Source organism: Edaphosphingomonas haloaromaticamans (genome assembly GCF_001853345.1).
Classification (GTDB): Bacteria; Pseudomonadota; Alphaproteobacteria; order Sphingomonadales; family Sphingomonadaceae; genus Sphingomonas_E; species Sphingomonas_E fennica.
This window is the reverse complement of record NZ_MIPT01000001.1, coordinates 3,020,164-3,043,875: the sequence shown is the minus strand read 5'-3', so window position 1 is coordinate 3,043,875 and position 23,712 is coordinate 3,020,164. Positions and strand designations below refer to the sequence as shown.

The 23,712-nt window shown below is 67.5% G+C and carries 30 protein-coding genes and 1 tRNA gene; 16 read left to right on the top strand and 15 right to left on the bottom strand.

The window, feature by feature from the left end; genetic code table 11:
* Positions 1–45 precede the first annotated feature (45 nt).
* Entirely contained in the window at positions 46–846 is an 801-nt protein-coding gene (locus BHE75_RS14025; RefSeq protein ID WP_070934256.1) for a metallophosphoesterase family protein, read from the top strand.
* 47 nt (positions 847–893) lie between these two features.
* Here BHE75_RS14025 and BHE75_RS14020 read toward each other — a convergent pair whose 3' ends face one another.
* Entirely contained in the window at positions 894–2,309 is a 1,416-nt protein-coding gene (locus tag BHE75_RS14020) for an amino acid permease (RefSeq protein WP_015457396.1), read from the bottom strand.
* A 175-nt stretch (positions 2,310–2,484) separates the two neighbouring features.
* On the opposite strand from BHE75_RS14020, the gene BHE75_RS14015 reads away from it, so the two are divergent.
* Positions 2,485–2,970 carry a GreA/GreB family elongation factor gene (locus BHE75_RS14015; protein ID WP_015457395.1) on the top strand — a complete coding sequence of 162 codons (486 nt, stop codon included), beginning with the start codon at positions 2,485–2,487 and terminating at the stop codon, positions 2,968–2,970.
* On the opposite strand, the gene BHE75_RS14010 is transcribed toward BHE75_RS14015, so the two are convergent.
* Complete coding sequence (locus tag BHE75_RS14010; protein WP_191225199.1) at positions 2,954–4,354, bottom strand: alanine/glycine:cation symporter family protein; 1,401 nt, start codon at positions 4,352–4,354, stop codon at positions 2,954–2,956. The genes BHE75_RS14015 and BHE75_RS14010 overlap by 17 nt on opposite strands.
* Before the next feature lie 84 nt (positions 4,355–4,438).
* On the opposite strand from BHE75_RS14010, the gene glmM reads away from it, so the two are divergent.
* The 5 genes from glmM (at position 4,439) to folP (ending at position 9,779) form a co-directional block, all read left to right on the top strand.
* A complete protein-coding gene (gene glmM, locus BHE75_RS14005) occupies positions 4,439–5,776 on the top strand; it encodes a phosphoglucosamine mutase (RefSeq protein ID WP_070934255.1) in 1,338 nt (445 codons plus the stop codon).
* Entirely contained in the window at positions 5,773–6,606 is an 834-nt protein-coding gene (thiD, locus tag BHE75_RS14000) for a bifunctional hydroxymethylpyrimidine kinase/phosphomethylpyrimidine kinase (protein ID WP_070934254.1), read from the top strand. The genes glmM and thiD overlap by 4 nt, the downstream gene beginning before the upstream one ends.
* The gene (locus BHE75_RS13995) at positions 6,603–7,226 is read left to right on the top strand and encodes a ribonuclease HII (protein ID WP_191225198.1); all 624 of its coding nucleotides are present in this window, start codon (positions 6,603–6,605) and stop codon (positions 7,224–7,226) included. Before thiD ends, BHE75_RS13995 begins: the two co-directional genes overlap by 4 nt.
* A gap of 250 nt (positions 7,227–7,476) precedes the next feature.
* On the top strand, positions 7,477–8,625 hold the full coding sequence (locus tag BHE75_RS13990; protein ID WP_015457390.1) for a site-specific DNA-methyltransferase: 1,149 nt from the start codon (positions 7,477–7,479) through the stop codon (positions 8,623–8,625).
* 41 nt (positions 8,626–8,666) lie between these two features.
* Positions 8,667–9,779 (top strand): dihydropteroate synthase, encoded by a 1,113-nt coding sequence (gene folP / locus BHE75_RS13985; protein ID WP_070934253.1) that lies wholly within the window; start codon positions 8,667–8,669, stop codon positions 9,777–9,779.
* A gap of 53 nt (positions 9,780–9,832) precedes the next feature.
* Here folP and BHE75_RS25010 read toward each other — a convergent pair whose 3' ends face one another.
* Together BHE75_RS25010 and BHE75_RS13975 are read right to left on the bottom strand one after the other, a co-directional pair.
* Positions 9,833–10,495 (bottom strand): PEPxxWA-CTERM sorting domain-containing protein, encoded by a 663-nt coding sequence (locus BHE75_RS25010; RefSeq protein WP_070934252.1) that lies wholly within the window; start codon positions 10,493–10,495, stop codon positions 9,833–9,835.
* Between the two features lie 152 nt (positions 10,496–10,647).
* Positions 10,648–12,060: a sigma-54-dependent transcriptional regulator gene (locus tag BHE75_RS13975; protein ID WP_070934251.1), complete on the bottom strand. Its 1,413-nt coding sequence runs from the start codon at positions 12,058–12,060 to the stop codon at positions 10,648–10,650.
* A 174-nt stretch (positions 12,061–12,234) separates the two neighbouring features.
* Here BHE75_RS13975 and BHE75_RS23340 point away from each other — a divergent pair, with 174 nt between their 5' ends.
* The 5 genes from BHE75_RS23340 (at position 12,235) to BHE75_RS13955 (ending at position 16,518) form a co-directional block, all read left to right on the top strand.
* Positions 12,235–12,372, top strand: a complete 138-nt coding sequence (locus BHE75_RS23340; RefSeq protein ID WP_015457386.1) for an aa3-type cytochrome c oxidase subunit IV — start codon at positions 12,235–12,237, stop codon at positions 12,370–12,372.
* Positions 12,373–12,375: 3 nt separating this feature from the next.
* Entirely contained in the window at positions 12,376–13,512 is a 1,137-nt protein-coding gene (locus tag BHE75_RS13970) for an NAD(P) transhydrogenase subunit alpha (protein ID WP_015457385.1), read from the top strand.
* Between the two features lie 113 nt (positions 13,513–13,625).
* Entirely contained in the window at positions 13,626–13,913 is a 288-nt protein-coding gene (locus BHE75_RS13965) for an NAD(P) transhydrogenase subunit alpha (protein ID WP_010125866.1), read from the top strand.
* Positions 13,914–14,049: 136 nt separating this feature from the next.
* The gene (locus BHE75_RS13960; protein WP_070934250.1) at positions 14,050–15,504 is read left to right on the top strand and encodes an NAD(P)(+) transhydrogenase (Re/Si-specific) subunit beta; all 1,455 of its coding nucleotides are present in this window, start codon (positions 14,050–14,052) and stop codon (positions 15,502–15,504) included.
* A gap of 75 nt (positions 15,505–15,579) precedes the next feature.
* Positions 15,580–16,518, top strand: a complete 939-nt coding sequence (locus BHE75_RS13955; RefSeq protein WP_139181730.1) for a hypothetical protein — start codon at positions 15,580–15,582, stop codon at positions 16,516–16,518.
* Here BHE75_RS13955 and BHE75_RS24125 read toward each other — a convergent pair.
* Complete coding sequence (locus BHE75_RS24125; RefSeq protein WP_041864772.1) at positions 16,476–16,670, bottom strand: hypothetical protein; 195 nt, start codon at positions 16,668–16,670, stop codon at positions 16,476–16,478. The genes BHE75_RS13955 and BHE75_RS24125 overlap by 43 nt on opposite strands.
* A 173-nt stretch (positions 16,671–16,843) precedes the next feature.
* Here BHE75_RS24125 and BHE75_RS13950 point away from each other — a divergent pair.
* Positions 16,844–16,918, top strand: a tRNA-Val gene (locus tag BHE75_RS13950).
* 152 nt (positions 16,919–17,070) lie between these two features.
* Here the strand turns inward: BHE75_RS13950 and BHE75_RS13945 are convergent.
* From BHE75_RS13945 to BHE75_RS13900, 10 genes are all read right to left on the bottom strand, one after another.
* Positions 17,071–17,448, bottom strand: a complete 378-nt coding sequence (locus tag BHE75_RS13945; RefSeq protein WP_070934248.1) for a SecDF P1 head subdomain-containing protein — start codon at positions 17,446–17,448, stop codon at positions 17,071–17,073.
* Complete coding sequence (locus BHE75_RS13940) at positions 17,445–17,867, bottom strand: SufE family protein (RefSeq protein WP_015457381.1); 423 nt, start codon at positions 17,865–17,867, stop codon at positions 17,445–17,447. Before BHE75_RS13940 ends, BHE75_RS13945 begins: the two co-directional genes overlap by 4 nt.
* A gap of 51 nt (positions 17,868–17,918) precedes the next feature.
* Positions 17,919–18,161: a hypothetical protein gene (locus tag BHE75_RS13935; RefSeq protein ID WP_015457380.1), complete on the bottom strand. Its 243-nt coding sequence runs from the start codon at positions 18,159–18,161 to the stop codon at positions 17,919–17,921.
* A 16-nt stretch (positions 18,162–18,177) separates the two neighbouring features.
* Positions 18,178–18,435, bottom strand: a complete 258-nt coding sequence (locus BHE75_RS13930) for a hypothetical protein (RefSeq protein WP_070934247.1) — start codon at positions 18,433–18,435, stop codon at positions 18,178–18,180.
* 27 nt (positions 18,436–18,462) lie between these two features.
* A complete protein-coding gene (locus BHE75_RS13925; protein WP_015457378.1) occupies positions 18,463–18,789 on the bottom strand; it encodes a hypothetical protein in 327 nt (108 codons plus the stop codon).
* Positions 18,790–18,875: 86 nt separating this feature from the next.
* Complete coding sequence (locus tag BHE75_RS13920; RefSeq protein ID WP_070934246.1) at positions 18,876–19,169, bottom strand: hypothetical protein; 294 nt, start codon at positions 19,167–19,169, stop codon at positions 18,876–18,878.
* A 40-nt stretch (positions 19,170–19,209) separates the two neighbouring features.
* Positions 19,210–19,590, bottom strand: a complete 381-nt coding sequence (gene pspC / locus BHE75_RS13915) for an envelope stress response membrane protein PspC (protein ID WP_015457376.1) — start codon at positions 19,588–19,590, stop codon at positions 19,210–19,212.
* Positions 19,591–19,616: 26 nt separating this feature from the next.
* Entirely contained in the window at positions 19,617–19,928 is a 312-nt protein-coding gene (gene pspB / locus BHE75_RS13910) for an envelope stress response membrane protein PspB (RefSeq protein WP_015457375.1), read from the bottom strand.
* Positions 19,929–19,932: 4 nt separating this feature from the next.
* Positions 19,933–20,604: a phage shock protein PspA gene (gene pspA, locus BHE75_RS13905; protein WP_041865107.1), complete on the bottom strand. Its 672-nt coding sequence runs from the start codon at positions 20,602–20,604 to the stop codon at positions 19,933–19,935.
* Between the two features lie 78 nt (positions 20,605–20,682).
* On the bottom strand, positions 20,683–20,880 hold the full coding sequence (locus BHE75_RS13900; protein ID WP_015457373.1) for a hypothetical protein: 198 nt from the start codon (positions 20,878–20,880) through the stop codon (positions 20,683–20,685).
* A 213-nt stretch (positions 20,881–21,093) separates the two neighbouring features.
* Between BHE75_RS13900 and pspF the strand changes: the two genes are divergently transcribed.
* The 3 genes from pspF (at position 21,094) to BHE75_RS13885 (ending at position 23,703) form a co-directional block, all read left to right on the top strand.
* Positions 21,094–22,155 carry a phage shock protein operon transcriptional activator gene (pspF, locus tag BHE75_RS13895; protein ID WP_015457372.1) on the top strand — a complete coding sequence of 354 codons (1,062 nt, stop codon included), beginning with the start codon at positions 21,094–21,096 and terminating at the stop codon, positions 22,153–22,155.
* Positions 22,156–22,200: 45 nt separating this feature from the next.
* Positions 22,201–22,935 (top strand): glycosyltransferase family 25 protein, encoded by a 735-nt coding sequence (locus tag BHE75_RS13890; protein WP_070934245.1) that lies wholly within the window; start codon positions 22,201–22,203, stop codon positions 22,933–22,935.
* A 141-nt stretch (positions 22,936–23,076) separates the two neighbouring features.
* Complete coding sequence (locus tag BHE75_RS13885) at positions 23,077–23,703, top strand: superoxide dismutase (RefSeq protein ID WP_015457370.1); 627 nt, start codon at positions 23,077–23,079, stop codon at positions 23,701–23,703.
* Positions 23,704–23,712 lie beyond the last annotated feature (9 nt).

The window sequence follows — 23,712 nt, the reverse complement described above, 5'->3', positions numbered from 1 at the left end:
AACGGCTGCGCGGCGGCACGAACAGGCGTATACGGACGAGGCGTGATGAAGTTTCTACCGTTCCGATCGCGAAAAGCGCCTCGCCAGGAGGACAGGCCGGCGCCGCGCGGTGCCGCCGATGCGCGCTGCTATGCGATCGGCGACGTGCATGGCTGCCTGGACCAGCTTGCCGAGCTGCTGGGGCTGATCGCGCGCGACAATGCGCTGCGCGGCCCGGCGGCCAAGGCCTATCTGGTGATGCTGGGCGACCTGATCGATCGCGGCCCCGATTCGCGCGGGGTCGTCGATCTGGTGCGGTCGGTGCCGCTGACCGGCATGACCGTGGTTTCGCTGCTGGGCAATCATGAGGAACTGTTCCTGCGCATCCTGGACGGCGAAAGCGGGCTGATGCCGCGCTGGCTGCAATATGGCGGCCTGGAATGCGCGCTGAGCTACGGCGTCGGGCGGGAGGCGCTGCTGGCGGCGGCCGGCGATGACGAGGCGATGGCCGCGCTGCTGCGCGCCAGCGTGCCGGAAGAGCATATCGCCTTCCTGAAGAGCTGCGGCGACGGCTTCCGCTTCGGCGATTATCTGTTCGTCCATGCCGGGATACGGCCCGGCGTGGCGATCGATGCGCAGGATGTCGCGGACCTCCGCTGGATACGCGAGCAGTTCCTCGATTCGGATGCGGACCATGGCGTGGTCGTGGTCCACGGGCACACGATCAGCGACGAGCCGGACGAGCAGGCGAACCGCATCGGCATCGATACCGGCGCCTATGCCACCGGCCGGCTGACCGCGATCGCCATAGAGGGCGAGGATCGCTGGTATCTTTCGGCGGAAGGCGAGCCGAGCTGGTTCGGCTGAGACGATCCGGGCGCCCGCCTGGGTGAGGCGGGGCGCCCGGATGCCGGTTACCGGCCCTGGAGCCCGCGCCCGATCAGGCTGCGCGCGCGGCCGTAGAGGAAATAGACCACCAGGCCGAAGCCGTTCCACAGGAAGAACCAGACCTGCGTCTGGGTCGGCAGGCTGAGGAACAGATAGAGGCAGCCGATGATCGCACCCGCGCCCACCAGCGTGGCGGCGGGCGTGCGGAACGGCCGGCGGGCGTCGGGGGCGCGGCGGCGCATCACCAGCATGCAGACCGACACGGCGATGAAGGCGACGAGCGTGCCCGAATTGGCCAGCGCGGCGATCTTGTCGAGCGGCACGAAGCCCGCGATCACCGATACGAAGGCGGCGGTGATCAGGGTGATGCGCACCGGCGCGCCGCGTTTCGACAGATGGGCGAGCGGCTTCGGCAGGAAGCCGTCCCGCGCCATCACCAGGAAGATGCGGCTCTGGCCGAAGAGGAAGGCCAGCAGCACCGTGGGAAGCGCGATCACCGCCGCGGCGGCGACGACGGTCGCCACCTTGCCCTGGCCGATCTCGCGCAGGATCAGCGCCAGCGGCTCCGGGCTGTCGGCGAAGCGGGTGAAGGGCAGCGCGCCCACGGCGGCGGCGGCGACGAGAACGTAGATCAGCGTGCAGGCCAGCATCGATCCGATGATGCCGATCGGCAGGTCGCGTTCGGGCTTCTTCGTTTCTTCCGCCGCCGTGGAAATCGCATCGAAGCCGTAGAAGGCGAAGAAGATGATCGCGGCGGCCGCCATCACCCCGCGCTCGACGCCGTCGGGGCTCACCCCCTTGGCGAAGCCGAAGGGCATGAAGGGGTGGAGGTTGGCGGTATCGAAATAGGGCAGCGCCACCGCGACGAACAGGGTGAGCGTGGCGATCTTCACCAGCACGAGGATGGCGTTGAGCGTCGCGCTTTCCCGCGTGCCGACGATCAGCAGCCCGGCGACCACGGCGATGATGAAGATCGCCGGCAGGTTGACGATGCCGCCCAGTTCCGGCCCCTGCATCAGCGCCATCGGGAAGCCGGTGGAGGCGTGGAGCAGCGGCGCGGCATAGCCCGACCAGCCGACCGCGACGGTGGATACGACCAGCGAATATTCGAGGATGAGGCTCCACCCCACCACCCAGGCGATGATTTCGCCGAGCACCGTATAGCTGTAGGAATAGGCGCTGCCGGCGGCCGGCATCATCGTCGCCATTTCGGCATAGGCCAGCGCCGCGCAGGCGCAGATCGCGCCCGCGATGGCGAAGGACAGCAGCACGGCCGGGCCCGCGCGATCGGCACCCACGCCGATCAGGGTGAGGATGCCCGTGCCGACGATAGCACCCACGCCCAGCGCGACGAGGTGCGGCCAGGACAGGGTCGGCGCCAGCCGTTCCCCGGAGGGATCTGCGGCCTCCTCCAGCGGTTTGCGGCGGTCGAACAGGCCCATAATGCGATACCCCCTTGAATCTTGTCTTCTATTCTTGTTGCGCGGACCCTGTGCCTGCTGGGACGCAAAGGTCAAGCGCTTGCCGCGTGGGAACCGTCTGCCTGCTGCCGGCGCTATACAGCCATGTTCCGGCGGAGGCCCGGCCCCGCCCAGCCAATTTGAGGATGAAGGTGCAATGAGTGTCGCGTTCCGTCGTGATTCGGACGAGGAGCATAAGGAGCCCCGGCCCGAATTGCCGATCCCGGTGGGGCCCAATCTGGTGACGCCGCGCGGCCTCGCCCTGATCGAGGCCAAGGCGGCCGAGCGGGAGGCGGCGCTGGCCGATCTCGTGGCGGCAGGCGGAGGGGAGGAGGCGATCGAGGCGATCCGCCGGGAACTGCGCTACTGGCATGTCCGCCGCGCGACCGCGCAGGTTACGGCGCCGCCCGCCGATCCCGAGGAAGCGGGATTCGGTTCGCGCGTCACCTACAAGCAGGCGGGCGAGACGCGGACCGTGGATATCGTGGGCGATGACGAGGCCGATCCCGCCGCCGGCCGCATCGCCTTCACCGCGCCGCTCGCCCGCGCGCTGATCGGCGCGGGCGTGGGCGACAAGGTGGATTTCGCCGGCCGGCCCGAGGCGCTGAAACTGGTCGCGGTCGCCCCTATACCGGAAGACTGACGCGGGCCGGCGCGGCGCGCATCCGGGCGATATAGCCCCGGATCTCGCGCCGCACCTCGGGCGCGAAGAGGTATAGGGCGACGACGTTGGGCGCCGCCATCAGGAAGAAGGCGCTGTCCACCAGGTTGATGACGCGGCTGATATCCAGCACCGCGCCCACCGGCAGCGCCACGCAATAGAGGATGCGATAGCTGACGGTGGCGAAGCGCGACGGGCCGAACAGATAGGCCCAGGCCTGCCCGCCATAATAGCCCCAGGCGATCAGCGTGGCATAAGCGAACAGCACCACCGCGACGGCCAGCACATAGGGAAACCAGGAAAAGACGCCGGCAAAGGCGGCGGACGCCATGGCGATATCGTTGAAGCCGTCGTCCCACACGCCCGACACCACGATCATCAGCGCGGTGAGCGAGCACATGATGACGGTATCGAACAGCGGTTCCAGCAGGGCGACCATGCCTTCGGACGCGGGTTCCTTCGTGCGGGCGGCGGCGTGCGCCATCACCGCCGAACCCACGCCCGCCTCGCACGAATAGACCGCGCGCCGCATGCCGACGACGAAGGTGCCGACCGCGCCGCCCGCCACCGCCCGGCCGGTGAAGGCATCGGAGACGATGGTGGCGAAGGCGGCGGGAATATCCGTCCAGTGATAGAGGACGACGGCAAACGCCGCCGCCATGTAGAGGATGCTCATCCCCGGCACGAGCAGCACCGTGACCCGGCCCAGCCAGCGCGCGCCGCCCACCACCACCAGCGAGACGGCGAGCGCCATGCCGATGCCATAGGCCAACGAGAAATCGGCGCCGGCAACCGCGCTGACCTGCGCATAGCTCTGGTTCACCTGCACCAGCGGGATCGCCCCGCCCAGCGCGAACACGGCATAAAGGCCGCCCAGGATCAGGCCGATCTTCGGCCAGCCGCGCGCGCCCAGGCCGTTCTTCAGCACATACATCGGCCCGCCGCGCATCGTGCCGCGGGCATCGACCTCGCGATATTTGAGGCCCAGCGTCACCTCCGCCGCCTTCAGCGCCATGGCGAAGATGCCGATCACGAACTGCCAGAAGGCGGCGCCCGGCCCGCCGATGGCGATGGCGATAGCGACGCCGGCGATATTGCCCAGGCCCAGCGTGCCGGACAGCGCTGTGGAAAGGGCGGCGAACTGGCTCATCTCGCCGGGATGGTCGGGATCGGCATAATGGCCGCGCATCGCCTTCCAGCCCAGCCTGATGCCGCTGATCTGCGGCACGCCCAGCCAGAAGGTGAAGAACAGCATCGGGATCGCCAGCCAGAGCACGATGGCTTCGATCTGCGTGCCGAAGAAGGGGATTTTCCAGAAGACGATGGCAGCCAGCGCATCGATGGCGCGGGACAGGGTTTCGATCAAGGCTCGCTCCGGCCGGGGGTTCGGACTATCCTTGCGCCATAGACGCGAAGGCAACCCCAGCGACAGGCAGGAACAAGACGGGGCATGGCAAGGAAATATTTCGGCACGGACGGGATTCGCGGGCGCACCAACGAGGCGCCGATGACGGCGGCGACCGCGATGAAGGTGGGGCAGGCGGCCGGCGCGCACTTCATGCGCGGCGACCACCGGCATCGCGTGGTGATCGGCAAGGATACCCGGCTTTCCGGCTATATGATGGAATCCGCGCTGGTGGCGGGCTTCACCAGCGTGGGCATGGATGTGGTGCTGGTGGGACCGATGCCCACGCCGGCGGTGGCGATGCTCACCCGATCGATGCGGGCCGACATCGGCGTGATGATCTCCGCCAGCCACAACCCCTTTTACGACAACGGCATCAAGCTGTTCGGGCCGGACGGCTACAAGCTTTCCGACGCGGACGAAGATGCCATCGAGGCGCTGCTGGATGCCGAACCGCTGCTGGTGGCATCCGATGCGATCGGCCGGGCAAGGCGGGTGGAGGATGCGCGCGGGCGTTACATCCACGCCGCCAAATCGACCTTCCCGGACAAGCTGACGCTGGATGGGCTGCGCATCGTGATCGACTGCGCCAACGGCGCCGCCTATCAGGTCGCGCCAGCCGCCCTGTGGGAATTGGGCGCGGAGGTGATCCCGCTCGGCGTTTCGCCCGATGGCATCAACATCAACGACAAATGCGGATCGACCGACCCGGCGGCGCTGGTCGCCAAGGTGGTGGAAACGCGCGCGGATATCGGCATCGCGCTGGATGGCGACGCCGATCGGCTGATCGTGGTGGACGACAAGGGCAATGTCGTCGACGGGGATCAGCTGATGGCGCTGATCGGCGCATCGTGGGCGCGCAAGGGGCTGTTGCGGGGCGGCGGGATCGTCGCCACGGTGATGTCCAACCTCGGGCTGGAACGCTTCCTGGGCGGGCATGGCCTCGCGCTGCATCGTTCGGCGGTGGGGGATCGCTACGTGCTGGAGGCGATGCGATCGCAGGGCTTCAACGTCGGCGGCGAGCAATCCGGGCACATCATCCTTTCCGATCACGCCACCACCGGCGACGGGCTGGTGGCGGCGCTGCAGGTGCTGGCGGAGCTGGTGGAATCGGGCCGGCCGGCGCATGAACTGCTGCGCCAGTTCGATCCCCTGCCGCAGTTGCTGAAGAATGTCCGCTTCAAGGGCGGCGCGCCGCTGGAGCAGGATGGCGTGAAGCAGGCGATCGTCGCGGCCGAGGCGCGGCTGAACGGCACCGGGCGCATCCTTATCCGCAAATCCGGCACCGAACCGCTGATCCGGGTGATGGCGGAGGGCGAGGACGAGGCGCTCGTCGCCGAGGTGGTGGACAGCATCTGCGAGGCTGTTAAGGCCGCCGCGTGACCATCGCCCGCATCCTCATCATCGCCGGTTCCGATTCCGGGGGCGGCGCCGGCATCCAGGCGGATATCCGCACCGTGACCATGCTGGGCGGCCATCCGATGACGGCCATCGCCGCGATCACCGCCCAGAATACGCTGGGGGTGACGGCCGTGCATCCCGTGCCGGCCGATATGGTGATCGCGCAGATCGATGCCGTGGCCGCCGATATCGGCGTGGACGCGGTGAAGATCGGCATGATCGGATCGGCGGCGACGGCCGATGCGGTGGCGGAACGGCTCGCCGCGATGGGCGAGGTGCCGATCGTGTTCGATCCGGTGATGGTGGCATCCAGCGGATCGGTGCTGGCCGATGCCGATACCGTGGCCGCCTTCGGCCGGCTGATGCGGATCGCGACGGTGGTGACGCCCAATGCGCCGGAGCTGGCGGCGCTGACCGGCCTGCCGGTGGCGGATTTCGCCCAGGCCGGGCGGGCCGGCCTCAAGCTGTTCGAAACTTTCGGCTGCGCGGTGCTGGCGAAGGGCGGGCATCTGCCGCCGATGATCCGCAATGGCCGGCCGATGCTGGGGGACATATTGATCCACGACGGCGCGGCCGTGGAATATTGGAACGACCGGATCGAAACCCGCAACAGCCACGGCACGGGCTGCACGCTGGCAAGCGGCATCGCCACCGGCCTGGGGCAGGGGATGGCGCTGCAGCTCGCCGTCGATCGCGCGCGGGATTATCTGCGCGCGGCGCTGGCGGCAGCGCCGGGCCTGGGCGCCGGGCACGGCCCGATGGGCCATGCGCTGGGCGGCGTGCCCTTCGATGCGATGACAGGGCTGGCGTGAAGACGGAGCGTCTCATTGCCGCCGGGCCGAGCTTCGAGCTGGAGCGCGAGCATCCCGGCCCCGTGGTGGGCGTGGACGAAGCCGGGCGCGGGCCGCTGGCCGGGCCGGTGGTGGCCGCCGCCGTGGTGCTGGACCATGGCCGCGTGCCCAAGGGCATCGACGATTCCAAGAAGCTTTCGGAGAAGGTGCGCGCGCGCATCTGTGAGGAACTGCGCGCGGTGGCGCTGGTCGGCGTCGGCATCGCCACGGTCGAGGAGATCGACGAGATCAACATCCTGTGGGCCTCGATGCTGGCGATGGAGCGTGCCGTCGCCGCATTGGGCGTGGCGCCGGGCATGGTGCTGGTGGACGGCAATCGCTGCCCGCGCTGGACGCATCCCTCGCGCCCCGTGATCGGCGGCGACGCCCTGTGCCTTTCGATCGCGGCGGCATCGATCATCGCCAAGCAGGAACGCGATCGGATGATGATCGAATATGATCGCCTGCATCCCGGCTATGGCTGGGCATCCAACAAGGGCTATGGATCGCGCGCGCATATGGACGCGCTCGTCCGGCTCGGCCCCACGCCGCTCCACCGCCGCAGCTTCGCGCCCGTCGCCCAGCAGGTGCTGGCGCTGTAGTTTCCGGGTAGTTCCCGGCCGGATCGGCCGTATTCGGGCGCCCCGCAAAAAAATTCACGGGGGTGAGTCTTCGAGGGCACACCACAATGGATTGAGTCGGTGGTTAACGGCCGACTCAACATAAGGTGGCAGACTCCTTTCGTTCCGCCATGGTAAGATCGCGTCCGAGCTAGCCGGTCCAAGGCCCTGATCTTGACCGCGGAGTCCGGCTGACTCATCCCGCTGCTTCAAGGAACAGGGGATTTTATCGATGGCGGTTGTGCAACGCATTCAGCGGAAGGGGACGGCTGTCGCCTCGGTCAAGCGGCCGAAGCTGACGATGCTGCCGTTCGAAACGATCATCCAGGGCGACTGCATCGAGGCGATGAAGGGCCTGCCCGATCGTTCGATCGACATGATCTTCGCCGATCCGCCCTACAACCTCCAGCTCGGCGGCGATCTGCACCGGCCCGACGGCAGCCAGGTGGATGCCGTGGACGACGATTGGGACAAGTTCGACAGCCTCGCCACCTATGATGCCTTCACCAAGGCCTGGCTGCGCGAGGCGCGGCGCGTGCTGAAGGATGATGGCACCATCTGGGTGATCGGCAGCTATCACAACATTTTCCGCGTCGGCGCCGCGCTTCAGGACGAGGGCTTCTGGATCCTGAACGACATCGTCTGGCGCAAGGCAAACCCGATGCCCAACTTCAAGGGCACGCGCTTCACCAATGCGCATGAGACGATGATCTGGTGCTCCAAGAGCGAGAAGGCGCGCTACACCTTCAATTATCGCACGATGAAGGCGTTGAACGACGACCTGCAGATGCGGTCCGACTGGTCGCTGCCGATCTGTTCCGGCGGCGAGCGGCTGAAGGACGATGACGGCCACAAGGCCCATCCCACCCAGAAGCCGGAGGCGCTGCTCTATCGCGTGATGCTGGCCTGCACCGAGCCGGGCGACATCGTGCTCGATCCCTTCTTCGGCACCGGCACCACCGGCGCCGTCGCCCGCCGCCTGAAGCGCCGCTGGATCGGCATCGAGCGCGAGACAAAATATGTGAAGGTCGCCCGGCAGCGCATAGATTCCACGCTGCCGCTGGACGAAAGCGCGATGGTGCTGATCCCCGAGAAGAAGGCGCAGCCGCGCGTCGCCTTCGGCCTGCTGGTGGAGTTGGGCCTGATCGAGCCGGGCACGATGCTGACGGACGCCAAGCGCCGCTGGAAGGCGGAGGTGAAGGCCGATGGCACGCTGGCGCTGGTGGAAGGCGCGGGCGCGGGATCGATCCACAAGCTGGGCGCCACGGTGCAGGGCGCGCCTTCGTGCAACGGCTGGAGCTTCTGGCATTATGAGGAAGCCGGCAAGCTGGTCGAGATTGATGCGCTGCGCCAGCGGCACCTGGCGGCGACCGGGGAGTGATATCCCCCACCCGCGCCTGAAAAGCCGGCGATCCCGCTGACATGGCCGATATCCCGCCTTCCGCCCGCCTCTATTTCCGCCCGACGGGGTTCGTCGGCGCGCCGTTCGATCGCGACGGGCAGGCGCTGCGGCTGGCGGGCGGGATGACATGGTTTTCCGCCTTCGACGTGATCGCGGTGGATGGCGGACGCCGGGTGGCCGATCGGCTTGTGCCGGTGGAGCGGATCGATCCGTTCATCGACGGGCTTTCCCCCGCACAGGCGGAGGCCACGCGCGCGACGATCGCCCGGATCGTCGCGCCCCGTGCCCCGCTGAAGCTGGGCGAGCGCGTCGTGCGGCTGGACCAGCCGCAGGTGATGGGCATCCTGAACGCCACGCCGGACAGCTTCTCCGATGGCGGGCGGCATGAAGGCGATGCCGCGCGCGCAGCCGATCTGGGCGTCGCGCTGGCGGCGGAAGGGGCGGCGATCATCGACGTGGGCGGGGAATCGACCCGGCCGGGTGCCGCGACGGTGTGGGAAGGGGACGAGATCGCCCGGACCGCGCCGGTGATCGAGCGGCTGGCGCGCGCCGGCACCGCCATCTCGATCGACACGCGCAAGGCGGCGGTGATGGAAGCCGCGATTGCCGCCGGCGCGCATATCGTGAACGATGTGTCCGCATTGCTGTGGGACGGGCGCGCGGCCGAAGTGGCGGCGCGCGCCGGCTGCCCCGTGGTGCTGATGCACCATCGCGGCGATCCGCAGACGATGCAGGACGATCCCCGTTACGGCGACGTGCTGATCGAGGTCTATGACTGGCTGGAGGATCGGATCGCGGCGGCCGAGGCGGCCGGCATCCGGCGCGATGCGATCATCGTCGATCCGGGCATCGGCTTCGGCAAGACGGTGCGCCACAATCTGGCGATCATGAACGGCCTCGCGCTGTTCCACGGGCTTGGCTGCCCGGTGCTGCTGGGCGCCAGCCGCAAGCGGCTGATCGGCGCGCTGGCGGACGAGGCCCCGGCGGACCGCAGGCTGGGCGGATCGATCGCGCTGGCGCTGGCCGGCGCCAATGCCGGCGTGCAGCTGATCCGGGTGCACGACGTGTTCGAAACGGTGCAGGCGCTGAAGATATGGCGCGGCATGCGCGACGAGGCGCTGAGCCCGCTATAACCAGCAAAGGAAAGGCGAGGAGAGGCGCGTCCACGCCCCTCCTCGCGAACCGGTCAGGCCAGCTTGAGCATGTTTTCCCGGCGGCGGCGCATTACGCCGCCCACCATGCCGAAGCCGCCGATCATCATCGCCCAGGTCGCGGGTTCGGGCACGGCGGCAACAGCCGCATCGCCGAGCCGGATATTATCGAACTGGGCGGCGGTGCTCTGGTTGCGGAAGGTGAACTTGGTGATGTCGCCAAGCCCTTCGAAGATCGCAGTGTGGGCCACGATCGGCGAATTGCGGTTGTGATCGAAGGTGAAATAGCGGGTGACGACCGTCTCGTCCGCATCCGCCAGCGTGAACTTGAACTCATAGGTGGAAGAGGCGGTGAAGACCGGGCCGGTTTCCACCTTGGTCTTGCCGAAATCCATCGACACGAACTGGAAGGCGCCGCCATCCTCGCGCGCGACGGTGAAGGTGGTCGCGGCCCCGCTGGCCTTCACGACCGAGGTGCCGCTGCCATCGATGCTGAGCGCGGGATCGACGGCGTTGATGCAATTGCCCGAGATGCTGTTGCAGAAATTGCCGGTGAGGACGAAACCGTCCTCATGATAGGCGCCGCCGCCGTAGCTGGTGGCGAGATTGTCGAAATCGATGACGGCCGAGGCGTGGGCCGAGGCGGCGACGGATGTGGCCGCGAGCATGACGGCCACGGACGAGACGAGCTTGCGCATTTACTGACCCCCGTTTGCTGATCGGTTGCGGCGGCGCCCGATGGCGGCGCGCATCCCATCAGGTGGCGGCCGAACAAGTCAGATCGATTACCTTGATGTTCAAAGCGGGTTACGCCGCCATGACGTTCCGGAATGGGACAGGGGCGGTTCGATCAGGCGGCGTGGTCGATGCCGAGCTCGCCGAGCTTGCGGTAAAGGGTCGAGCGGCCGATGCCGAGGCGGCGGGCCACTTCCGTCATCCGGCCGTGATAATGGCCGATCGCGAGCCGGATGATATCCGCCTCGATCGCTTCCAGCGTGCGCATATGGCCGTTGGGTTCGAACAAGGTGACGCCGGCGGCGTTGGTGAGCGGCGGCGCGCTCCGGGACGCGGGGGCGGCCGCCTCGTGCGCGATTTGCGGGAAATCGGCGGGGGTGAGGGCGTGCCCCTCGCACAGCACGGCTGCGCGGAACAGCGCGTTCTGGAGCTGGCGGACATTGCCGGGCCAGCCATAGCCGGCCAGCAGGCGCAGCGCCTCGTCGGTGATGCCCAGCCCGCGCAGGCCGGGCTGGCGGGCGATGCGGGAGAGCAGGTGGCGGGTGAGGGCGGGGATATCGCCCGGCCGGTCGCGCAGCGGTGGTATGGTGAGCTGGACGACGTTCAGGCGGTAATAGAGATCCTCGCGGAAGCGGCCGGCGGCGACCTCGTCGGCGAGCGTGCGGTTGGTGGCGGCGATGACGCGCACATCCACCTGGCGGGGCGCGCGGGCGCCGATCGGCTGGATCTCGCCGGTCTGGAGGACGCGGAGCAGCTTCACCTGCGCATCGAACGGCAGCTCGCCCACCTCGTCGAGGAAAAGCGTGCCGCCATCGGCATCCTGAAACTTGCCGATATGCCGGTCGAACGCGCCGGTGAAGGCGCCGCGTTCGTGGCCGAACAGCTCGGATTCGACGAGATTGGCGGAAATCGCCCCGCAATTGATGGCGATGAGCGGGCGGCGTTCGCGCGGGCTGGCGGCGTGGATGGCGTGGGCGATGACCTCCTTGCCGACGCCGCTTTCGCCTTCGATCAGCACGGGCACGCGGGCGCGGGCGGCCTTGGCGGCGATGGCGAGCGCGGCGCGGAATTCGGGCGCGGAGCCGACGATCTCGTCGAAGGCGAGCCTTTCGCCGATCTTCTCGGCCATCGGGCGAAGCTCGCCCACGCGACCGGCCATGGCGGCGTCGAGCGCCGCGAGCAGGCGATCGGCCGCGATCGGCTTCACCAGGAAATCGGTGGCGCCGGCCCGCATCGCCGTGACGGCGGCGGCAACCGAGGTCCGCGCGGTGATCATCACCAGCGGCAGATCGGGATGATGCCGGCGGATCGCGGCGATGATCCCTTCTCCATCCGTTTCGGGCGCCCAGCAATCGAACAGGACGAGATCGATCGGCTGCGCGGCGAGCGCGATCGCCTGGAGCGCGGCCTTGCCGTCCGGCGCCGTGATCGTTCGCCAGCCGGCGCGTGACGCCATGGCGGCGATCAGCCGGCTCTGCGCCGGCTCATCGTCGATCAGCAGCAACGTGCGGGTCGCATCCCGGCCCATCGATTCTCCCCAAGGCTTGCGCCACGGCGCGAGGCCCGGATAGCGGCTTGGGGTAAAGCTAGGATTAAGCACGGCTAAGAGTTTGCTGGCCCGATTGCTGCCTTCCGCACTTGAGGCGCCGGGCATGTGCCGTTATTGCGCGCTCGGTTCACGCACCCTGTGGGGGAAAATAAAATGGCGGAAACGAACGGCGCTTCGAACGACCTGAAGGCGCATGAGGGGACTTACGAGGGTTTTCTTTCCCTGATGAAGATCGGCACGATCGCTTGTGTCGTGGCGGCTGCGCTTGTCGTCTATCTGATCGCAAACTGAGCGGTGGCGGGCGTCAGAATCGCGGTCCTTGGGGAGACCGCAGCGGGGGAACCCCGCGTCGCCGCCACGCCGGAAACGGTGAAAAAGTTCGCGGGCCTGGGCGCCACGCTGGCCGTTGAGGCCGGCGCGGGGGCAGGGGCTGCGATCGCGGATGCGGATTATGCGGCTGCCGGCGCCACGATCGGCGACCGGGCGAGCGTGCTGAAGGATGCGGATATCCTGCTGGGCGTGCAGGGGCCGGACCCCGCTTCGCTGGCGGGTGCCAAGCCCGGCGCGTGGCTGGTGGCGGGCCTCAATCCCTTCGGCGAGCGCGCACGGGTGGATGCCTATGCCGCCGCCGGGATCGAGGCGCTGGCGATGGAATTCATGCCGCGCATCACGCGCGCGCAATCCATGGATATCCTGTCGTCCCAGTCCAACCTCGCCGGCTACAAGGCGGTGGTGGATGCGGCCTCCATCTATGGCCGCGCCTTTCCGATGATGATGACGGCGGCGGGCACGGTTTCGGCTGCACGCGCCTTCATCATGGGCGTCGGCGTGGCGGGCCTGCAGGCGATCGCGACCGCGCGCCGGCTGGGTGCGCAGGTTTCGGCCACCGACGTGCGCTCGGCGACGAAGGAGCAGATCCAGTCGCTGGGCGCCAAGCCGATCTTCGTGGAGAATGTCTCCGGCATCGAAGGCGAAGGTTCCGGCGGCTATGCGACCGAGATGTCCGAGGAATATAAGAAGGCGCAGGCCGATCTCGTTTCCAGCCATCTCGCCAAGCAGGATATCGTGATCACCACCGCGCTGATCCCGGGGCGGCCGGCGCCGCGCCTGATTTCGGACGCGCAGATCGCGACGATGCGGCCGGGCAGCGTGATCGTCGACCTTGCCGTCGAACAGGGCGGCAATGTCGAGGGCGCGGTCGCGGGCGAGATCGTCGAGAAGCATGGCGTGAAGATCGTCGGCTTCCGCAACGTGCCGGGCCGGCTGGCGTCCGACGCATCGGCGCTGTTCGCGCGGAACCTCTACAACTTCCTGTCCGCCTTCTGGGACAAGGAGAAGGGCGGCCCGGTGCTGCCCGATGAGGACGAGATCACTCAGGCGATCCGGCTGACCAAGGACGGCAAGGTCGTGAATCAGCGGCTGCTGGGCTGAAGATCCCATGTCGCCCCGGCGCGAGCCGGGGTCTCGCCAGAGCGGGTGCGCCCCGCCTGCATGAGCTGCCAGCCCCGGCCGGCAGGACGACAACGGGGCGAAGGGGATAGTCAATGGACTTCATATCGATCCTGTCGATCTTCGTGCTGGCCTGCTTCGTCGGCTATTATGTCGTCTGGTCGGTGACGCCGGCGCTGCACACGCCGCTGATGGCCGTCACCAACGCGATTTCCTCCGTCATCATCGTCGGCGCGCTGATCGCGGCGGCGGCCACGGAGGCGCCGGGCGCCAAATGGCTCGGGCTGATCGCGGTGGCGCTGGCCAGCGTCAACATCTTCGGTGGCTTCGCCGTCACCGAACGGATGCTGGCGATGTACAAGAAGAAGGAAAAGAAGGGCTGAGCCCGCAAGGCTCAGGCCCGGACATCATCGTCGCCCCGCTGAGGCGGGGATCGGGATGCCTGCGGGCATCACATCCGTCGGCGAACGGGCAATCCATGCCCGGACGCGCGGGAATGACGGGTCGGGGGACTAGAGGATGACTTACGAAACCGCCGCCACCAGCGTGGCGCACGCCGCGGCCGAACATATCGCCGTGCCCGGCTGGGCCGCGCTCGCCTATCTCGTTTCGGGCGTGCTCTTCATCCTGGCGCTGCGCGGGCTTTCCAGCCCGACCAGCTCGCGCCGGGGCAATCGTTTCGGCATGATCGGTATGCTGATCGCCATCGCGACCACGCTGATCCTGCATGGCACCGGCCTGGTCGAGATCGCCATCGCCATCGCCATCGGCGGCGGGATCGGCTTCGTCGTCGCCCGGCGGATCGCGATGACGGCGATGCCGCAGCTCGTCGCCGCCTTCCACTCGCTCGTCGGCCTGGCCGCCGTGCTGGTGGCCGCGGCCGCCTATCTGAACCCGGCCGCCTTCGGCATCGTCGATGTGGCGACCGGCGAGATCCTGCGCGTCAGCCGGATCGAGATGGGGCTGGGCATCGCCATCGGCGCCATCACCTTCTCCGGATCGGTGATCGCTTTCCTCAAGCTCAACGGCAATATGAGCGGCAAGCCGATCATGCTGCCGGGACGCCATGTCATCAATCTCGGCACGCTGGCGGCGATCCTCGGCCTGGTGGCCTATTTCCTCACCGATCAGAGCCCGTGGGTGTTCTGGACGGTGACGGGGCTGTCCTTCGTGATCGGCTTCCTGCTCATCATCCCGATCGGCGGCGCGGACATGCCGGTCGTCGTCTCGATGCTGAACAGCTATTCGGGCTGGGCCGCCGCCGCGATGGGCTTCACCCTCCACAATACGGCGATGATCGTCACCGGCGCGCTGGTCGGCAGCTCTGGCGCGATCCTGAGCTATATCATGTGCAAGGCGATGAACCGCAGCTTCATCTCCGTGATCGCGGGCGGCTTCGGCGCGGAAGCCGCATCCTCGGGCGGGGGCGAGAAGGTCGATCGGCCGTGGAAGCGCGGATCGGCCGAAGACGCCGCCTTCCTGATGAAGCAGGCCGAGCAGGTCATCATCGTGCCCGGCTACGGCATGGCCGTCGCCCAGGCGCAGCACGCGCTGCGCGAAATGGCGGACCAGCTGAAGGCCGAGGGCGTGAAGGTGAAATATGCCATCCACCCCGTCGCCGGCCGCATGCCCGGCCATATGAACGTGCTACTGGCCGAAGCGAACGTGCCCTATGACGAGGTGTTCGAGCTGGAGGACATCAACAGCGAGTTCGCGCAGACCGACGTGGCCTTCGTGATCGGCGCCAACGACGTCACCAATCCGGCTGCCAAGACGGACAAGTCCTCGCCCATCTACGGCATGCCCGTGCTGGACGTGGAGAAGGCCAAGACCGTGCTGTTCGTGAAGCGGTCGATGGGCGGTGTCGGCTATGCCGGCGTCGACAACGACGTCTTCTACATGGACAACACCATGATGCTGCTGGCCGATGCCAAGAAGATGGTCGAGGATATCGTGAAGGCGATGGCCCACTGATTTCGGATGGCGGGCCTGTTTCTCCGAAACGGCCTCGCTGTTGAATTATCGGGCCTGATGCGGAAGGTTCCGGCCATGGGGGATGATCCGAATCAGGATTGGCCGGTGTCGGCCGATGGCGGCCCGGCCTCGGTCCTCGTCTGCGGGGCCGATGCGCTGGCCCGGGCGGAGATCGCCGAGGTGGCCCGCGCGATCGGCCTGCCGGCGGAAGCCGTGGGGCTGGATGCGGACGGCATTGCCCGGTTCGGCCGGGCGGGGCCGGGCGATATCCTGGTCGCCGAGCTGGGCGGCTGTCCGGCCGGGCTGTTCGACGACGCCTTGAGCGCGCTGCGCCGGCGGGCGGATCGCGGGCTTCCCGTGATCGTGGCGGCGCCGCTCGACCGGATCGATGCCGTGATGGGGGAATTCGGGGGCGGGGATGTCCCGATCCTCTGCCAGCCGACGCCCGGCGATATTGCCGCGGCGCTGGTGGGCGCGCGCGGGCGCCCGTTCCCGGCCGTTGCCGAAGGGAAGGCGGACGAACTTTATCCGCAGCTCCAGAATCTTGCCGAGCAGATGGCGCAGGTCGCCCGTGCGCTGGCGCAGCTTTCGCAGGGAGGCCAGCCGGGCGCGGACGGGGTCTCGGCCCATGCCCTGGCTTTCCGGGCGGCGCCCCGGACGGAGCCCGATGTCGATGCCGCTTATGTCCGCGCCATCATTCGCGGCCGGCGGCTGCGCGACAATTATTTCCCGGCCGAGCTGTTCGCCGATCCGGCGTGGGACATGCTGCTCGATCTGATGGCGGCCCGGCTGGAAGGCAGCGATGTCGCCGTTTCCAGCCTGTGCATCGCCGCCGCCGTTCCGCCGACGACAGCGCTGCGCTGGATCAAGACGCTGACCGATTCGGGCCTGTTCGTGCGCATCGCCGATCCCCATGACGGGCGCCGCGTGTTCATCACGCTTTCGGATGCGGCGGCGGCGGGGATGCTCAATTATCTTGCGGCGGCGCGGCGGATTGCGAGCCCCGTGGCATAGAAGCTGTGATCGGCGTTCATGATCTTGAGCTGTTCGCCGAACACTTCGGCGAGTTTGGAATGGGCGAGGCGCAGCTCGGGGCATTCCGCCTCGCGCGCCCGCGCGATTTCCTCCCGATAGCGACGCCGCACATATTCCCTTTCGTACCGCATTCCGACCTTATCCCGAGGTGAGGCCGCACCCCGGTGGCGGGGAACGACCAAAGCAGATCGCCCCCACGGCTGGCGCGCCTATTGCACTGCAGGATGGCCTTGCGAATTACGTAATGTCCCTTATGGGAGGGGCCGTGGCAGGCATGCTTCGACATGGTTCCCGGTATATCGGCGGGCGGTTAGCTCAGCGGTAGAGCGCCTCGTTTACACCGAGGATGTCGGGGGTTCGAAACCCTCACCGCCCACCACATCAACACCGTGGAAATCATGGACTTTTAATCACTTTTACCGGCCCATTGCCAGCCTTGGTCCGCAGATGGTCCGCAAGCCATTTGGCGGGTTCGGGCTGCCTGCTTGCGGAATCTGCGGTGCGGGATTTGCGGGCGGGGCCGATCCCGGTTCAGTCCTCGAACTCCTCCGGCACCGGGTCCTTGCCCGATATCCGCTTTGCCAGCGCCTCGGCCTCCGGCAGGGTGAAGCCGCCGGTCAGGGTCAGCGTGCCGGTGGTGATCGGCTCGTCGACTGTCGGGCTCGCGATGGTCCTGCCGTCCAGCGTCACCGCCAGCGGCTTGCCGATATTGGCGGCGCTCAGCTTATCCAGCCTTGGCGCGGCCTTGGGATCGAAGGTCAGCAGGATGCTGGTCGATCCGTCGATCTCCGGCATCGCGCGGGCATCGAGGATTTCCGCCTGCTGGAAGGGCGCGCCGCCGATCGCGAAGCCCGTGGCGTTGGCGGCGGCCAGCAACAGGCCGCCCAGCAGGATCGCCAGCCTCTTCATCCTTCCGCTCCATAGCGTTCGGCCGTCGCGCGGATGAGGGCGATCATATTGGGTATCCCCTGGGTGCGGTTGGAACTGAGCTGGTTCTTGAGATCGAAGGGCGCCAGCGCATCGGCGATGTCGGTGGCGACGATTTCGGCCGGAGTCCTGTCCTGCACCGTCAGCAGCACCAGCGCGATGATGCCCTTGGTGATCGCCGCGTTGGAATCGGCCAGGAAGTGGAGCCGGCCATCGTCGCGGCGGGTGGGATAGACCCATACCGAGGCCGAACAGCCCCGCACCAGCGTCGCATCGGTCTTGAGGGGATCGGGCATCGGCTCCAGCGCGCGGCCCAGATCGATCAGCAGGCGATAGCGGTCGTCGGCGTCGAGGAATTCATATTCCTCCAGCGTTTCGGCAAGCGTGGTCGGCGCGGTCATGGCGCGCCGCTACCACAAGCGGGCGGCTGCCGGAAGCGGATGCGGCCGGCATCACAGATCGACGCCGGCGGCGATCGCTTCCAGCTTGCGGACACGTTCCTTCAGATCGGCAAGCTCGATCCGCGAGGCGGGCGAGGGGGCGGAGGCGTGGGCCTGTTCCTCGCGGCGATTGTCGATTTCCAGCCGCCGCAGGTCGAGCCAGCCGCGCCAGCCCTTGAGCGCCGCCTGGGTGAGGATGAGGAGGCCGGCAAGGCCGGTGAAGGCGATGGCGAGCCAGAAGGTGGGTTCGGTCATGACCGTCATTCCCTGGTCAGTCGCGGTGGCGCAGGGCCTCGATCTCGCGATCGAGGGTGACGCCCCGGTTGTTTTCGGTTGCGATGCGCTCGAGCACGGCGACGCGTTCCTTCAGCGCCTTCAGCTCGTCGCGCAGGCGATCCGCGTCGGGATCGCGGATCGGCAGCTCGTTGCCGTGGCGATCCCGCCGGACGCCGTATTTGGCGCGCATGATGCCGGCGATCGATACGATCAGCACGATCGCCACCACCATCGAGAAAGGATTGTCGAACATTGGATGAAGCCTCCCTCGGCTCGAAAGTCAGTTGGCGGGGCCGCGCAGCCCCTCGATCTCGCGATCGAGGCGGTAGCTGGCGTCGGTGACGATGCGTTCGACAGTGGCGAGCCGGTCCTTCACCGATCCCAGCTCGGCGCGCAGCTGCGCATTCTCGCTGGAAAGCAGCCGCAGCCGTTCCACCATCTCCTCGTCCTTCTTGGGATAGACCGCCTGGCCCCAGGCGCCGTCGAGCGGATAGCCGTTCTTGATGCGGAGCCAGGTGGTCAGCACCCATCCGCCGACACCGAAGGCCACGGCGAACATCGCCAACGGCGCCATGTGCTGGATGAATACGATATGTTCGGGGTCCATTTCAGCTTTCCCTCATTCTCCGCGCGACGGGGCATCGATCTTTCGACGAACCGCGCATTATGTTCGATCAATGGACGGAACGGCGGTCAGCGCAGGCTGTCTATCTCGTCGCCCAGCCGGACGGCCTTGTCCGTGACGATGCGTTCCAGCACCGCGATCCGCTCCTCCAGCCGGCTGATCTGGCCTTTCAACTGGCCGTTCTCGCTGGCGAGAAGCTCGATCTTGCGATCGGTGCCGGGGCCGTCCGTCTTGTGGACGATGCCGCCGAACTCCCCTTCCACCGGATAGCCGGGCCTTGCCCGGATCCAGGTGCCGATCAGCCAGCCCGCATAGCAGAGCGCGATGATGGCGATGACGGAGACGGGTGATCCCCAGGTCATGATGCTCTCCCTTGATGCCGGGCCTCAGCCCCGGCGAACCTCAGCGCAGGCTTTCGATCTCGTCGGCCAGGCGGCGGTTCTGGCTGGTGATGTGGATCTCCACATCGGCCAGGCGGCGGTCGATGTCGCGGAAGCGGCTGCGCACGTCGCGCACCGAGGTGGAAGGCTTGGCGCGCACGCCCTGCCAGAATTTCGCTTCCTCGGGATCGTCATAGAATTCGCGCGGCTTGTCGCTGGCGACCCAGCCGATCACGAGGTAGACGAGCGGCGCGATCGGTCCCATCGCGAAGATGGTGAGCAACACCATGCCGATGCGGACCAGCGTGGCATCGATCCCGGTATAGTCGGCGATGCCGGAGCATACGCCCATCAGCTTGCCGTTGCGCTTGTCGAGATAGAATTTGGTGCGGCGAGCGGACATTGTTCTTCCCTCCTTGAGGCTGCCTGTCAGCGATGTTCGCCGCGGCGCCAGTTTTCGATGCGCTCGGGCTCGTCGGCCCGGCGATATTCGGGGTTCTCGCTCCGGTCGGAAATCTGGCCGGGGCGGAAATCCGGGTTGTCGGCCGCGATGATCCGTTCGATCGAGCGAAGCCGGTCATCCAGCCTGCGGGCGGTGTCGTGCAACTCGTCGAGGAGGTTCTCATCCTCGACCGTGAGGCTGCTGGAGCGCTTCCACTGGGTCACATAATGGAAGATCAGCCAGGGCAGCCCGATGAAGAGCATGCCGACGATGATGATGGGGAGAAATACATCTTCCATCGCATCAGCCCTCCTGCTTGCCGGCGGCCCTTGCCTTCAGCGCGGCGAGTTCCGCCTCCACCTTCTCGGACGAGCGCAGCTCGGCGATTTCTTCCTCCAGGCTCTTCACCGCACCCATGCCGGCGGCATCCGCGCGGCCTTCGGCCCAGTCGACCCGGCGTTCGAGCATGTCGAAGCGGCTGAACGCCTCGTCGATCTTCGGGCCGGCATAGATTTCGCGCATCCGCAGGCGGTTGTTGGCGCTTTCCATGCGGGCGACGATCGAATTCTGGCGGGCGCGCGCCTCGCGCAGCTTGGCCTGCAGCTTGGCGATGTCGGCTTCCGAGGCCTTCAGGCTCTCGTCCAGGACGCCGATCTCCGCGGCAAGCTGCTCGGCGAGGTCGGCGGCCTTCTGCTTTTCGACCAGCGCAGCCTTGGCCAGATCCTCGCGGCCCTTGGAAAGGGCGAGCTCGGCCTTTTCCACCCAGCCGGACTGGACATTCTCCAGCTTGGCGATCTGGCGGCGCATCTCCTTCTGGTCGGCGATGCTGCGGGCGGCCGAGGCGCGGACCTCGACCAGCGTCTCCTCCATCTCGAGGATGATCATGCGGATCATCTTCGCCGGGTCTTCCGCCTTGTCGAGCAGGTCGGTGACGTTGGCGGCGATGATGTCCCTGGTGCGGGAGAAGATTCCCATCTTGCGATACTCCTTCACGAAACCCGTTTGTTGCGGCCGGGGCGGTTTAAGGGAAGCCGCCCCGGCCGGTCACGCCGCTCAGGCCTTGGGCAGGGCGGCGATATCGAAATACTGGGCCGAGGGGGGCTGGCAGTCCGCCTCGACCGCGATCACCATGCGGCCATCGGCCGCGCGGGCCGGGCCGACCGCGCCGACGATGCAGGCGGCGGAAAGGACGAGCGCACCGATCGACGAAACCGCGATGCGCTGGAAGTCAATGGCGTCGAAGCGGAACATGATAACCTCCCTTGGTTCAGCATGTGGTGCGATGCACCGTAGAGGCTTCGATCATTGCAGGGGGCGTGCCAACTCAAAGGATTGGTGGAAATCAGCCATTTTTGATGGATTGCCGGTGATATTCGCCAGGATAGATATTGCCAATGGTTGGCAAAATGCGCCAAAGATGGGCGGCGGATGGCGATGGGCGCCAGGCCGGCTACGGATGGCAGCATGGAACGCGACAATCAGTTCATCGGCCAGTCGGGCGCCTTCCTCGATTCGGTGGAGCGCGCCAGCCGCGCGGCGGGCCTCAACCGCCCGGTTCTGGTGATCGGCGAGCGCGGCACCGGCAAGGAACTGGTCGCCGAGCGCCTCCACCGCCTGAGCCCGCGATGGAGCGGCCCGCTGGTCACGCTCAACTGCGCGGCGCTGCCCGAAACCCTGATCGAGGCCGAGCTGTTCGGCCACGAGGCCGGCGCCTTCACCGGCGCGACCAAGGCGCGCCAGGGGCGGTTCGAGGAAGCGGACGGCGGAACCCTGTTCCTGGACGAGCTGGCGACGCTTTCGGCCGGCGCGCAGGAACGGCTGCTGCGCGCGGTCGAATATGGCGAGGTGACGCGCATTGGCTCCAGCCGGCCGATCCGGGTCGACGTCCGCATCGTCGCCGCCACCAACGAGCATCTTCCCGATCTCGTCGCCGCCGGCCGCTTCCGCGCCGACCTGCTCGACCGCCTGAGCTTCGAGGTGGTGACGCTGCCGCCGCTGCGCGTGCGCGAGGGCGATGTCGTGGTGCTGGCGGATCATTTCGGCCGGCGCATGGCGGCGGAGCTCGATTGGCCGCATTGGCCGGGCTTCGGCGAGGCGGCGATGGAGGTGCTGCAGACCCACGACTGGCCGGGCAACATCCGCGAGCTGCGCAACGTCGTCGAGCGCGCCGTCTATCGCTGGGACGATCCCGAACGGCCGGTGGATGCCATCCAGTTCGATCCGTTCGATTCCCCCTGGCGTCCTAAGGGCGAGGGCGCGCGCCGCCAGGGCGAGGCGGTGGCAGCCGCGCCCGCCACGGCCGGGCAGGGGGCTCCCGCCGCTCCGCCGGCGACGCCTGCCGCCTTGTCGCTGGAATGCGATGATTTCCGCGCCGCCTGCGATGCGCATGAAAAGGCGCTGCTCGAGGCCGCCCTGCGCCGCTGCCGCTACAACCAGCGGGCGACGGCCGCCGCACTCAAGCTCAGCTACGATCAGCTTCGCCACGCGCTGCGCCGCCACAACATGCTCGACAAGGCGTCCGCTTGATGGGATTCAGGGGCTGATTTCAGCGGATATCGGGGGCGGGCGGCTATGGCGATCGGTGAGCGTCTGGTGCGGGAAATCGGCCCGATCCGCGTGATCAACCTGCCCCGCCGCACCGATCGCCGGGCGGAGGTCCAGGCGGAATTGGCCGGCCTGGGGCTGGCGCTGGGGCCGGCCACGGCCAACGTTCCCGCCGCGATCTTCCCCGCCGTCCGCCCGGATGACGCCGCGGGCTTCCCCACCATCGGCACGCGCGGCTGTTTCCTCAGCCATCTGGGCGTCCTCCGCCAGGCTCTGGCCGAGGATGCGGAATCCGTGCTGATCCTGGAGGATGACGTGACCTTCCCGCGCGATGCGGTGGCGCGGCTGCCGGCGGTGCTCGATGCGCTGGCGGGGGTGGACTGGACGATCTTCTACGGCGGCTATCGCATGCCCGCCGCGCCGGAGGCCGCCGCTGCCGGCATCGCCGCCATCCCGCCCGCAACGGCGGTGGTGACGGCGCATTGCATCGCCTTCCGCCGCCCGGCGATCAAGCTGCTGGTCCCCTATCTGGAAGCGATGCTGGCCCGCCCGCCCGGCAGCCCGGAAGGCGGGCCGATGCATGTGGACGGCGCCTATAGCTGGTTCCGCGCCGCCCACCCCCAGTTCAGGACGATCGCGACCGTGCCGGAGATCGCGCATCAGCGCGCCTCGCGCACCGACATTCACGATCTGAAGCTCTACGATCGGCTGCCGATCGTCCGCGATGTCGTGCAGGGGCTGCGCCGGTTGCGGCGAGGGTGAGCCGGGCCGGGGGAAAGCCGTGCCGCGCCGGGCGGATACCCCCATATTCTCCGATGGTTTCGAGAAGCAAAAATTGGTCCCAATCGGCTTCCCGTTGGTTTAGGTCGCCAGCATCAACGCCCGAGAAAGAGGATTCGCGTCATGGCATTCATCCTTCCCCCGCTGCCGTACGACAAGGGCGCGCTCGCCCCGCACATGTCGGCCGAGACGTTCGATTATCACCATGGCAAGCATCACCAGGCCTATGTCGACAAGGTCAACGGCTGGATCGATGAGAAGGGGCTGGCCGGCCTGTCGCTGATCGACGTGACGAAGAAGGCCAAGGATACCGGCGACAAGGGCCTGTTCAACAACGCCGCGCAGGTGTGGAACCACAGCTTCTTCTGGCAGGGCCTGGCGCCCGCCGGATCGACCAAGCCGTCCGCCAAGCTGCAGGGCCTGATCGACGCGGGCTTCGGATCGACCGACGCGCTGATCGAAAAGCTCGCGGCCGAGGCCGTCGGCCACTTCGCCAGCGGCTGGGCGTGGCTGCTGCTGCAGGGCGACAAGCTGGTCGTCACCTCCTACCACGATGCCGATACGCCGATCGTCCACGATGCCGGCGCGCCGCTGCTCACCCTCGATGTGTGGGAGCACGCCTATTACATCGATTATCGCAACGCCCGGCCGAAGTTCGCCGATACGGTGCTGAAGAACATCGTGAACTGGGATTTCGTCTCCCAGAATCTCGACGGGCAGGGCGCCTCGCGCGCCGATCAGCAGCAATAAGAAATCGTC